Origin of the sequence: Bacteroides sp. AR20, assembly GCF_964250605.1 — a bacterium.
GTDB classification, from domain to species: domain Bacteria; phylum Bacteroidota; class Bacteroidia; order Bacteroidales; family Bacteroidaceae; genus Bacteroides; species Bacteroides uniformis.
The window spans coordinates 68,920-82,004 of record NZ_CAXUGK010000004.1 but is presented as its reverse complement, the minus strand read 5'-3'; the positions used below and the strand labels follow the sequence as shown (position 1 = coordinate 82,004).

Below are 13,085 nucleotides of genomic sequence, written 5' to 3'. Positions count from 1 at the left end.
CTTACTTCAGGCTATACACCACGGTTGTCACACTCTTGGCTTCCAGAATCACCTGCTTGCCTGCCGCCACCGTTCCTTCCACCAGATTCTTGCTACCGGTAGTTGTATAAGTAGCTATTGACTTCGCTTCATTGCTCCATCCCACATGCGTTTCACCTAAGCGAACCGCCTTATCAGACATGTTTGTATAGACGGCCACTACCTTATCCCCCTCGGGAGAAAGCCAGGCGGAACCGAAAAAAGTACGCGATTCGTTCAAGTCGAGGGCAATACGGCGGTATCCCGGACGGATAAAGCGGCTGTAATTGCCCAGTACCCAAAGAGTGGCAGTAGCCTGATAGCTTCCCTCCTGCTCTATATCACCATACTCGCCACCGGCAGGTACCAGCGAAATCAAGAGAAAACGGTTCTTATGCCCCCAACGGGAAACATCCATCGATGTCCAGTAACTCCAGGAAGACACCCCAGCCACAGTGAGGTCATTGTGGATGACCTTCGACATGTAGAAAGCGATATCCATCTCAGAAGCCTGCTCGTAGCCCACGAATTCGGAACTGCTGTAATTATCGCCCAGCATACTCCATTCACTCTGCCAAACATCCAGATTATACTGACCGGCAGCCTGGGCCACTTGCTTGCGCACGTTGCGCATACCGTCCCATGTGCCGTCAGTCCAATAGCTGTGTCCGCAAATGAGATTCTTCACGTGTGCCAAGTCACCCACGTAGGCGGAAGAGCCGGGTGTAAAGAAAGCTGAGAATATATTACTGCGGTTGGCATCGCCTTTCACTTTATACAGATACTCCCAATCACCGGATTCGCCCAAGAGAATGTCTGTGGAAAGCCCCCGGTCATCCAACGACATATCCAACTCGCGTGCCAGTGCAGCCACTTCGTCATTGGTCCAGCCACTGCCCTCCTGACCGCTGTCCCAGTTGTACTGCGGCTCGTTGACGGGCGAGATATGGCTTATGTGATAGCCTTCACCGGTATAACGGGCCGCTACATCGGCCATATATCCTGCAAAGTCACCATAATGCTCCGGTTTCAGATTGGAAAGTCCCCCTCTGGCGGAAAATCCTTTTCCATTATAGGTGTACTGCACGGGAGGTGTATTGCTGAAAAGAACGAAATTGTTACATCCCAGCTCCTTGGCACGGTCCATGAAGTAACGTTGTCCCTCGCAACGGGTCCAGTCGTACGTCAAGTCATCCGTAAGATAGGATTCCGCACGACGGGATTTATCCTCGATGCCGCTGGCTTCACCTTGCGCGGCACTGCCGCCACCAAGATTCACCCGCCATTGGGAAAGGCCGATTCCTTTCGGCTTGCCGCCCACAATCTCTGAAGAAAAAAGCAGTTCCGTAATCCCCGCACGGTGCGAAGTCCATGACTTGCCCACAAAGGCAGGCGACCAACAGTCCGAAGCGCCAAAGCCGGCTATTGTCTGGAAAGTCTGTCCGGCATCGATGCTCACCAGTTTCTCTACGCTGTTTGTAATGTCCGGACCCTCAGGAGTGTCTGGAGTATCCGGCGTAACGGGAGAATCGTCGCTGCAAGCCATTGCAGCAAGCAGTGCCGGAAGAATAAAAATGTGTCTCAAATTCATGATATTGTTTCGGATTAAAAAAACTGCCGCGGATAATCCATTGCAAACTATCCGCGACAGAATATAAAGACCTATTGAATAATCAGTTCCTGCAACAATCTGTTTTCATCAGAATGTGTTTAATTCCAACCTGGGTTCTGGGTAATGGAACCGTTGGACATCGTGATTTCGTACAAAGGAATGGGGAACACCATGTCGCGGTTTTCATTGAAAGTGATGCCTTTGTCACTTGCTTCACCTTGATTTTCCCACTCAAGAGCGTCACGGGTAGCCTCTTCAGTGTTCCACTTCACAAAGGAACCGTTCGGTCCCAGGATATTGCTAATCATCTTTTTACCATTTGTATCAGTCCAGCGGCGGATATCATACAGACGGTTCTGCTCGAAAGCCAATTCCAAACGGCGCTCCAGGCGAATGGCACTTTGCAATGCCTTTCCACTTGCCGTAACGTCATCCAACTTGGCACGTCTGCGCACCTGATTGAGAGCATCACGGGCAGAAGCGTCATCACCCAGTTCATTGCAAGCCTCAGCATACATTAAAAGGACATCGGCATAACGCAGAATACGGTGATTCAAAGGACTCTTGTCCGTGGCGTAAGCCGTTGCATCGCCTTGAGCACGATATTTCATCGGCAGGAAATACTTGCGGATGATACGCGCAGACTTATGGTCAGCGGGATTGATAATATAGCAATTGGGGTCCCAACCATATTTATCAAGATATTCCTGATACTTATTCAACGCTTTGCTTGCGTCAATGAAATCTTCGAATTGGTCTTCGCCGGCAATTTCTGTACAGCCCGACTTGATTATTGTCCATTTCAAACGTTCCGTATCACCGGCCTCAATATAAGCTTGCTCCAAATTTGCCGTAGGCTGACACCAGCTCCAACCATCACCAGGACCATTACGGGCACCGGTTACCGTAGCAAGCGCCCCTCCTAAGCCCAAAGTGGGATGATATTCATACTGGATTTCCAGAAGGCTCTCCGCACTGTTGTCATAGTCGACATTCCATACCTGCCCGAAATCGGGAAGCAATTGGTATTCGCCTTCATCTATCACAGTCTTCAACACATCATGGGCAGCCTGCCATTTCTCCTGATAGAGGTACACTTTACCCAATAATCCTAAAGCGGCGCCACGGGTAGCATGCCCTACTTGCGCAGTACTGCGTTGCGGCAGTATTTCGGCAGCTGCCATCAGGTCATCCTCTATGAATTTGTACACGGCTTCTGCCGTAGCACGTTCTGTTCCCTCCACTTCTTCCGGCATTTGGAAACTGGTCATCAAGGGCACCCCGCCAAAATTTCTCACCAGTTCGAAGTAATAGTAGCCACGCAGGAAACGGGCTTCTGCCACCAGACGGTCTCTGGTTTCTGTCTCTTGGGTTTCGAGAGCCGCAATGCGATCTATGGCTATGTTACAACGTAAAATACCTTTGTAACGGTACTGCCAAAAATTGGAGATAGGGCCATTGCTGGCACCGTTTCCCTGATAATGCGCCAATGAGATATAATCACTCTGAGACTGAGAGGTATTCCCCATCCAGGCATCATCTCCACACATTTCGGAAAGTAACCACACGGTGTTGATTTGCCACCATCCTCCATATGTCATGGCCTGATAACAGCTCGTGACTGCGGATTCACACTCTTCTATGGACTTATAATAAGTGTCCACGTTCAATTGCCCGCGTACGTCTTCCGTCAGGAAGTCCTCGCAAGAGGTAAACACCAGCGAAGCAATCAGAACTACTATTGTAAATATTCGTTTCATGGATAATCAAGAATTAAAATTTGAAGTCAATGCCAAACAAGAATGTTCTCGGATTAGGATAAGCCACGTTGTCAATACCGGTATTGATGGCACTGCCAGAGCTGTCGGTAGTACCGTCAACCATCGGGCGTTCGGGGTCCATTCCCGAATAACCGGTAATGGTAAACGGATTCTGTGCAGAGAAGGAAAGACGCAAGTCAGCACCTCCAACCCATTTCTTAGGAAGCGTATAGCCTATCTGCAACAGCTTGCAACGCAAGTAGGAACCATCTTCCACATAGAAACTGGAAACGCGGCTATAGTTCAGGTTCAAGTCATTGCTCGACAAACGGGGAATATCATTGCCGGTACCCTCGCCATGCCATGCTTTCTCCAGTGTACCTGCCCAGACATTCTGTCCACCTGAACCGGAGTACCGTCCTTTGGTGACATTGTAAATATCATTACCGAACGTACCATAGAAATTGGCTGCAAAATCAATGTTCTTATAACGCATACCAATATTCAGACCCATCATTAAATCAGGATAAGGATTACCGATATAATCTTTGTCATTGGCATCGAGCACTCCGTTATGGTCCCGGTCCTTGAAGCGGATGTCTCCCGGTTTTGCATTGGGCTGAATCAGTGTTCCGTGTTCGTCAGTGTGCGCATACACCTCTTCCCAATTCTGGAACAAGCCATCGGCCACGTAACCGTAGAAACGGGAGATAAAACCACCATCTTCGTTACGGATAATCTGGTCGCTATTGAATCCACCGACATTGATAGGACCGTCGCCCGAGAACTTGATGGCCTTGTTGCGCACGGCAGAAAGGTTCAGACCAAGATCGTAAGAGAAATCCTTGCCGATTTCATCGCGCCAGGTAAGTCCCACTTCCCAACCGCGGGCCTGCATACTACCGATGTTCATCCAAATCTGGCTGTTCCAGTTATCATATCCCAAAGAGAGGATGTTCTGTTTCTGGTAGAGCATGTCAATGGACTTTTTCTGGAAATATTCGAATGTTACACCCAAACGTGAATCAAGGAATGACATATCCACGCCTACGTTCCAATCTTCCACAGTCTCCCACTTCAACTGGTTGTTACCTACTGTAGACACGAAGTAACCATTTGCCAACGTATTGCCATAATAGTATTGGGTTTCGCTCAACAAAGTAAGGGTAGCATTATTGTTGATATTCTGATTACCTACACGGCCCCAGCCTCCACGAAGCTTCAGGTCACTGAAGATGTCCTGGTCCTGCATAAATGCCTCACTGATGACACGCCAGGAAGCGGAAACAGACGGGAAGAGGGCATACTTGCTGCCCTTCGGGAAACGGGAGGAACCGTCGGCACGGAGAGATGCCGAAATGTAGTAACGGTTATCGTAGTTGTACATGACACGGCCCAGGAAAGAAACCAGTGTATTGTAAGTGGTTTCACCGTTGGCCTCGTCCGTACCCTGCTGTCCGGCATTCACTTCCTGCATCTGGTCCAGATTATTGGGAACATTATCACGCCGTGCCTGAGTATTGTACCATGCAAAACGTTCGGCAGTAAAGCCAGCCATTACATTCAAGTTGTGCTTTTCAGCGAAAGTGTCCATGTAAGTGGCTGTATTCGTCCAGTTCCAGTCAAACCACTCCTGATTGCGGCGGGTGATTTCGTTCAAGTCTTGTTTCTCCAACGGATCCATATTGAACTTCGGAACGAATGAATCAGAACGGCGATAGTGTGCATTGGCACCGAACTGGGTGCGCAACGTCAGCTTTTCTATCGGGTTTACCTGCAGATAGGTATTCAGAATGGCACCCAACTCGCGAGAATGAGCATTGCTACGGGCAATTGAACCGGCGGGATTCCACTCCTGGTTGTTGTAAGAGCGTTGATAGTTGTTGTACTCATTATCCTCCCATTGGTCCTGCGGACGGAATACCGGAGTTGTCGGGTCCATAGCCATGGCTGCCGAGAACTGGTTTGGGGTATCATCCCATGATTCGACACGTGGAGCAATATCAACTCCCAATTTTACATACTTATTAAATGTATATTCAGTATTCAGACGGATATTTATCTTATCCCAATAACCTACATCAAACTGTGAGTTGTTACGATAATAGCCCACGCTAAAGTTATAAACAAACTGTTCTGAGCCACCGGCAACACTAAGTGAATGGTTCTGCACCAAAGCTGTTTTATTGACTACAGTATCCCACCAGTCTGTACCACCGGGATTGGTCGTAGCACCCGTATCGTTCCAGATAGAAGAAAGGGCATCATTCGTATAACGGGTATTGAACACTTCTTTATATTCAGCCGCACCGGCAATATTAGGTTTGGCCACGGTCTGGAAACCAACAGAAGAATTCCAATTGATGCGGGCTTTACCAGTCTTACCTTTCTTTGTAGTAATCAGGATGACACCGTTTGATGCACGTGTACCATAGATAGCGGCAGCCGAAGCATCTTTCAATACTTCCATGGAAGCAATATCGTTACTATTCAGAAAGTTGATATTGTCACCTACCGGCATACCATCCACTACATACAACGGATTCGTACCGTTTACGGTAGTTACACCACGAATCAGCACCTTCGGAGTAGCTCCAGGGCCACCACCACTGGTGACTTGTACACCATTTACCTTACCCTGCAAAGCATCCATAGCATTACCGGTCACGGTTTCAGTGATTTCATCGCCTTTTACTGTAGCAATAGAACTGGTCAAATCGCTCTTTTTCACAGCACCATAACCGATAACCACCACTTCATCCAGTAATTCCGCAGCCTCCTTCAGTACCACGTTAATCGTAGTACGTCCACCTACAGCTATTTCCTGAGACTCAAAACCAATAGAAGAGAATACCAACACTGCATTCTTGTCTACATTGGGTAATGTATAATCACCGTCGATACCGGTAATTGTACCCGTACCGGTACCTTTCACTTGAACTGTAGTTCCAATCAACGGCTGCTGGTCGGTGGCCGAAGTCACCACACCCTTAACCGTTATCTGCTGCGCATAACCGCAAAGGCTTATCAGCGCAAGACATAATAATAGAATTTGCTTTTTCATATCTTAAATCTAATGTTACTTTTTAATTAGCAGGCACAATCTTGCCGCGACCCAAATGCGCGTCAAACTCAAAGCGGTAGTTGCCGGTCACCGTAACCGTAGGCTTCATCCAGTTGTCACCTACCATCGAGCCGTCTTCCCAACGCTGATTGGTGCCTTCCCAATTAGGATTCACATCCCCTTTCTTACTGAAGTAACCAAACTTCTCTACATTCTGAGAGTCGTCACACCGCCATTCCACATGATCCCACCATCCGTCGGGATGATAATTGGATATGATGAAGTTCATTTCTTCACCGGCTTCCAGCGTCCAAGTTCCATTTTCCGGATAATAGAAAAGATGAGGATTATTTTTATCCTGGGCAAACAACTGATTTCCCGCATCCTGAGGAGAACCTCCCCAACCGATATAGAAATCAATGAACGATTCCCCATTCTCCCAACGGTCAAAACAAGGCTTTCCATATTCATATTTCATCGGATTTGTAGCCTCTGTCACCGAGTACGTGCGCATACTATAAGTAGACTCTTTCACATTGATGTCTATTTCATAATAAACACCAGCCTCATCCAAGACAATAGGTTTAGCCGTTTCCGGGTCATCCGTCAGTTTTGTATTATCCTCCGGATCAAGGCCAAAACAGATAGGAGTAAAGTCTGTCTTTTGCGGTAAGAAGAAAATTTCCGTACCGGCAGCTTTATTATAATAACGTGCACGATATTGGTACTCGCCCGTATGGTTAATCACCATCGGTACACCGAAAATATCACTGTTCAATTCCTCTACGGTTGCCACATCGGCCAGATACATTTTGGGGAAGTCAGGCATTTCAGATACACTGATGGTACTATTGGTCACTGTCTGATTGCCTCTGGCATCCACAGCCGTCAAAGTCACATCGTAACTTTTCACCTCATTAGGCAGAATAATCTTCTCCGTAAAGCTCAAAGTAGATTGCCCGCCAGCCTCTATACGGCGGCTTTCAAAACCTTCTACCCCAGGAATCTCAATGAGTACATAATCCAGTATGCGGTCATCTTTCACCGTGAAATTCAGGTTGAACTTTGTTTCATCCTTTATCAGTACGGTAACCTCCTTACCAGGGGCAATTGTAAATGTAGGATTCTCAAAGTCCCCATCCATCGTTATCAACACATCCTGCGACACTTCACGCCCGCCCGCATCTGTTACGGTCACTTTCACGGTGAAGCGTTCACCGATTTCATCACGCTTGAGGTCATAAGAATAGCTCAACTCATACTCCGTTTGGGGAGCTCCATAGATTTCGACCAAATCAATGGTCTTGTTCAGATAAAGATCGGCACATTGCAGATTGACGGATACAATTCCATCCTGGTCAGCCAACGAACCTTCAATGGTAAAACGATGGCCGGCACCGGATTCAATATGATCCGTCACCAATGTCATAGTCGGAATCTGCCCGTCTACATCAGAGTATCCGTCATCGTCACTACATCCAGTAGTCCATAAAGCCAGCGATAATAACGCCCAGAAAGTGGCGTTAAAGAAATGCTTCTTCATAAATATTGTTATTAAAGTTAAACAAAAAAGTACATTTTGTTCCGATTTATAATAATCGGCAATGCAAACATATGCCAATTTTCGATTCAACAGCTGTATAAATCTTGCAGAGAAGGCATATAAATCTGTCAATGCACGATTTGTGCACATCATCTAAAGATTTTATTTGTACTTTTGACTCATGCAATGAAAAACGACCCGTTATGAAGAAGATTCTACTTTCCATTTTCCTATGCCTGCCATTCCTGCTATCCGCGCAGCCATATACCATAAAACATCTGAGTATCCGTGAAGGGCTGTCCAACAACCATGTGGTAAGCATAGCCCAAGACAAACGGGGCTCTCTATGGTTTGCCACAGAAGAGGGTTTAAATAAATTCGACGGAATACGCTTCCTTACCTATTATAAAGAAGAAACAACCGGCAAGCAAAGCATCACCGGCAACGAACTGAACTGTCTGCTGGACGATCCCATCGACTCCATCTTATGGATAGGAACCCAGCGTGCCGGAATCAATGCATACAATTATGCCAACGATTCATTCATCACTTACAGACACAACGAAAACAACCCTAAAAGCCTGGTTACGGACGACATTACCAAAATCATTGCCGCCTCCGACGGTAACCTATGGATTTGCACCTATTGGAAAGGCGTGGACTATTTTGACAAGCAAACCGGGCAATTCACCCATTACAATACCGAAACCGTACCGGGTTTTGCAAGCAACCATATCTGGTCTGCCATAGACGGTGGTAACGGACTACTCTATATCGGGCATGTGGACCGGGGATTCAGTATACTTTCCATAAAAGACAAGACAGTCAAGAACTTCACACACGAGCCGCAAAACCCCAACAGCCTGCCCGGCAACGAAGTGACATGTGTCTACAAAGACAAAAGCGGAAACATATGGATAGGAACCGATAGAGGAGTGGTACTGTTTAACCCGGAAGCGGAAAGTTTCATCCCCTTCGACGACAAAACCAACTGCATATCGCACCGTGTATATGATATACACCAACTGGATGACAACAGACTTTGGATAGCCATGGAATTCGGCGGCATTGCCGTAGTGGATTTGTCCCAACAGCTTTTCCGTTCGTCGGACCAGATTCATGCGCTTTCTATCCGGGAGGGAGACGATGAATACGGCTTGTCCAACTCCAGTATCCGTTGCCTGCTCCAAGATTCCTTCGGTAATGTATGGGCAGGTTCCTGGGGAGGCGGCATCAACTTCATAAAACGCGAGCCGTCACTCTTCAGCACTTATAAATATTCTCCTTTTCCATCCACCAACAACAGCCTGAACAGTAAAATAGCCTCCGGTGTCTGTATGGACAAAGCCGGTAACCTCTGGATAGGAACCGATGGAGGAGGAATCAACGTATTCAACAAGGGAAGACGAATAGCCATATACAATGCTGACAACAAGAAATTCAGAAGCAATACGGTGCAGGCAGCCTTGTGCGACTCAAAGGGAGGATTATGGTTCGGGCTTTTTTATGGAGGAATAGCCTACTACAACCCCAAGAGCCAAAGCTTCCGGCAGATTTTCTCCGAAGACAAGTCACGCACTGACGTACGTTCCTTTCATGAAGACAAGCAGGGAAACATTTGGGTCGGAACCAGCGAAGGCGTCTATCTTATAGATTGTGACAGCAAGACAATCAAGGCACACTACAATCTGGAGAACAATCTGGCCCGCTGTGTGCTGAAGGATTCCGAAGACCAAGTATGGGTAGGATTCTTCGGAGGAGGCCTGGGCCTCTATGACCCTCAACTCCAAAGCATCCAGCTCTTCAACGTCCTGGCCAAATTCCCCTCCAATACCATCAATGCTCTCTACGAAGACAGCAGAAAGCGGTTGTGGGTGGCCACGGGTGAAGGTTTGGTATGCTTCCCCTCCCTGACAGACAGAAACTACAAAGTATACCAACGTGAAAGCGGACTGGCTAACACCCACATACAAGCCATCGGTGAGGACAAGGCAGGAAATATTTGGGTGAGCACCAACAAAGGTATCAGCTGTCTTGTGGACAGTAAAGACATTTTCTATAACTACGACTATCACGACAACCTCCCCATGGGAAGCTTCAGTCGGGGCAGTGTAGCCTACGGACAAGACGGTAACTTTTACTTCGGCTCTATAAACGGTCTGTGCTACTTCAACCCGGAAGTTGTATTGCAGGAACGCAAATCACCACCCGCATTCATCACCAACATTGAAATTACCGACCCGCTGAACAAACCGGAAAACGGACAGAGCACCATTGCCTTAAACGGACAGAAGAACGTGCAACTGAAATATACACAGAATAGTTTCAGTATCCGGTTCAACATCCAGAACTATGCCCTGGTCAACCAAGTGGAATATGCCTATATGCTGAAAGGACTCGAGAACTCCTGGTATACGCTTACAGACCCCAATAATGTCACCTTTCGTAATCTTCCTCCCGGGAAATACCAGTTCCAAGTGAAAACGCGCATGCGCAACCAAGCATGGTCGGACGCAACCACCTCATTGAACATCCGCATCGCCCCACCCCTTTGGCTTACTTGGTGGGCAAAGTCATTCTATATCCTGCTGTCCCTTATCATCCTTTTCTCTATACTCTATGCCTACAAGAAAAGACTGGATGCTGAAGCACTGTACCAACTGGAGAAGCAGAGCCACGAACACGAGCAGGAACTGAACAACGAACGCCTGCGCTTCTACACCAACATCACCCATGAACTGCGCACCCCGCTTACGCTGATACTGGGTCCGCTGGAAGACATACAGAAAAGTGATACACTATCCACCAAAGACGCACAGAAGATATCCGTCATTCACCAAAGTGCCATCCGGCTACTGAACCTCATCAACCAGATATTGGAGTTCAGAAAGACCGAGACCCAGAACAAGAAACTCTGCGTGAGCCGGGACAACCTCGTACCCCTTATCCGCGAGATAGGCCTGAAGTACAAGGAACTGAACCGGAAGCCAGCCGTCGATATCCGGCTGGTGGTGGAGAAAGAGCATATGCCTATATACTTCGACAAGGAAATTATCCAGACCATCCTGGACAATCTGATATCCAATGCCCTAAAGTACACGGAAAAGGGTAGCATCAGCATCGGTATCCGACAGGTGGAACGTGCCGAAGTGAACTATACGGAAATCCGGGTCAGCGACACGGGATACGGTATCAAGCCGGAGGCACTACCCCACATATTCGACCGTTATTACCAGGAAGGCGGCAAACACCAGGCTTCGGGTACCGGTATCGGACTTTCTCTGGTGAAAAACCTCGTAGCCCTACACGAAGGGGAAATCCGCGTAGAGAGTGCTCCCAATCAAGGTAGTACCTTCTACGTCAGCCTGCTTACCGACAACAGTTACCCGCAGGCACTGCATGCCGATTCGCAGGAAAAGGAAAGCAACGTCCAGCATATAGAAGAGGCACAAGTAAATCAAGTTTCATCCAGCGACAAACCCATATTGCTGGTAGTGGAAGACAATCCGGACATCTGCGACTATATAGCCGAATCCTTCTCCGACCACTTTGAAGTAAAGACTGCCGCCAACGGAAAGCTGGGCAAGGAAAGCGCCCTGAAAGAAATACCTGACATCATCGTCAGTGACATTATGATGCCGGTAATGGACGGAAACGAGATGTGCCGTGAGCTGAAAAAAGACGTGCGCACCAGCCACATACCCATTATACTGCTGACAGCCAAAGACTCGCTGCGCGACAAAGAGGAAGGCTACCAGGTAGGTGCCGACTCCTACCTCACCAAACCGTTCAGCGCCAGCCTGCTGCATAGCCGTATAGAAAACCTGCTCCAGTCGCGGCGCAACCTGGCAAACCATTTCAGCGCCAATGCCGCCATAAGCAATAAAGCGGCTGTCATTACAGAATCGCTCAACAAGCTGGACAACGAGTTTATCCACAAGATAAACCAGCTGATAGAGGAACGGCTTTCTTCAGACAAAATAGACATCAGCTATCTTTCGGATAAAATGTGCATGAGCAATTCCACCCTCTACCGCAAGATGAAAGCGCTTACCGGACTTTCCACCAACGAATATGTCCGCAAGATAAGGATGAAACACGCCGAGCAATACCTGCTGGAAGGCAAATACAACATTTCGGAAATAGCATTCAAGGTAGGTATAAACAATCTGTTCTACTTCCGGCAATGCTTCAAGGAAGAATTCGGCTACATACCTTCGGAATATCTGAAGAGATTAAAAGAGACCGGAGAGAAATAAGAGACAAACAGCCCCTTCCTATTAGTCGGAATGCGGACAGCTATTTCAGCTCCAGCTCCATCTTCTTTATCTTTTCCAGCGTATTGCCTGCTTCCATGGAGGGGAATACCTGAAGCACGCGTTGCAGGTATGCCTTAGCCTTGCCGTAGCTATTGGTGAACACGTCTGACAATCCGTTGCGATAGCGTGCATACTGCATCCTTGTGGGGGAAGTTATCTTTTTATAGTCTTCTTCGAGCTTCTTCTTATCCTTCTCGGCTTGGAGATAATAATAATTCCCCAAGAAGATATTGGCTTGGAGATTGTCGGCATCCAGCATCAATACCTTTTCATAGGTTTTTAAGGCATCTTTCTCCTTTCCCCGCATCATCTCCATTTCGGCACAAGAGACAAGTGCAGGTACGTCTTCGGGATGACGCTGCAAGAACTCCTTATAGAAGAGGTAGGCTTTATCGTAATTCCGCATTTCCTTGTAGTGCACAGCCAGCACATCCGCAAGACGAGGAGCCACCTCACTGCTCTTGTCCACATTGGTCCAGTAGAACATTTCCGTCCTATCCTCACCGGCATTTGCCGCCTGGCGAAACAAACTCACCGCATAGTCATCTTTACCCTCGGAAAGTGCATCGGACACTTTCGAAAGCAACTCATCTGCCGACTGTCCCCAGACAGACAGCGGACACATCAAGAACAAGGAGAAAAGCAACGTTAAGGTTTTCATTTTTAGTGTATATATATAGTTTAACAGCCCAATCAGTCTCATAGAAATCTACCTACAAAACTACGCATTTTTACGGCAACCATCAATAGTTGAAAGTAGAAAAATAGT

6 protein-coding genes are annotated in these 13,085 nt (G+C 47.6%); 1 reads left to right on the top strand and 5 read right to left on the bottom strand.

Annotated elements, in window-relative coordinates; translation table 11 throughout:
• Position 1: 1 nt before the first annotated feature.
• The 4 genes from ACESTD_RS03645 to ACESTD_RS03630 all read right to left on the bottom strand — a co-directional run bounded on the left by ACESTD_RS03645 (position 2) and on the right by ACESTD_RS03630 (position 7,997).
• Positions 2-1,609 carry a glycoside hydrolase gene (locus ACESTD_RS03645; protein ID WP_005824217.1) on the bottom strand — a complete coding sequence of 536 codons (1,608 nt, stop codon included), beginning with the start codon at positions 1,607-1,609 and terminating at the stop codon, positions 2-4.
• 119 nt (positions 1,610-1,728) lie between these two features.
• Positions 1,729-3,390, bottom strand: a complete 1,662-nt coding sequence (locus ACESTD_RS03640; protein ID WP_055288498.1) for a RagB/SusD family nutrient uptake outer membrane protein — start codon at positions 3,388-3,390, stop codon at positions 1,729-1,731.
• 13 nt (positions 3,391-3,403) lie between these two features.
• Positions 3,404-6,454 carry a SusC/RagA family TonB-linked outer membrane protein gene (locus tag ACESTD_RS03635; RefSeq protein ID WP_373158687.1) on the bottom strand — a complete coding sequence of 1,017 codons (3,051 nt, stop codon included), beginning with the start codon at positions 6,452-6,454 and terminating at the stop codon, positions 3,404-3,406.
• Between the two features lie 22 nt (positions 6,455-6,476).
• A complete protein-coding gene (locus ACESTD_RS03630; protein ID WP_008665740.1) occupies positions 6,477-7,997 on the bottom strand; it encodes a hypothetical protein in 1,521 nt (506 codons plus the stop codon).
• Between the two features lie 203 nt (positions 7,998-8,200).
• Between ACESTD_RS03630 and ACESTD_RS03625 the strand changes: the two genes are divergently transcribed.
• Positions 8,201-12,256 (top strand): hybrid sensor histidine kinase/response regulator transcription factor, encoded by a 4,056-nt coding sequence (locus ACESTD_RS03625; RefSeq protein ID WP_130081655.1) that lies wholly within the window; start codon positions 8,201-8,203, stop codon positions 12,254-12,256.
• 40 nt (positions 12,257-12,296) lie between these two features.
• Here ACESTD_RS03625 and ACESTD_RS03620 read toward each other — a convergent pair whose 3' ends face one another.
• Positions 12,297-12,977, bottom strand: a complete 681-nt coding sequence (locus ACESTD_RS03620; protein WP_034523335.1) for a lipopolysaccharide assembly protein LapB — start codon at positions 12,975-12,977, stop codon at positions 12,297-12,299.
• Positions 12,978-13,085: the final 108 nt, after the last annotated feature.

What these genes read in the sequence shown, in the direction of transcription:
- ACESTD_RS03630 (WP_008665740.1), bottom strand. Translation starts at nt 7,997, where the DNA reads ATGAAGAAGCATTTCTTTAACGCCACTTTCTGGGCGTTATTATCGCTG.
- ACESTD_RS03635 (WP_373158687.1), bottom strand. Translation starts at nt 6,454, where the DNA reads ATGAAAAAGCAAATTCTATTATTATGTCTTGCGCTGATAAGCCTTTGC.
- ACESTD_RS03620 (WP_034523335.1), bottom strand. Translation starts at nt 12,977, where the DNA reads ATGAAAACCTTAACGTTGCTTTTCTCCTTGTTCTTGATGTGTCCGCTG.
- ACESTD_RS03645 (WP_005824217.1), bottom strand. Translation starts at nt 1,609, where the DNA reads ATGAATTTGAGACACATTTTTATTCTTCCGGCACTGCTTGCTGCAATG.
- ACESTD_RS03640 (WP_055288498.1), bottom strand. Translation starts at nt 3,390, where the DNA reads ATGAAACGAATATTTACAATAGTAGTTCTGATTGCTTCGCTGGTGTTT.
- ACESTD_RS03625 (WP_130081655.1), top strand. Translation starts at nt 8,201, where the DNA reads ATGAAGAAGATTCTACTTTCCATTTTCCTATGCCTGCCATTCCTGCTA.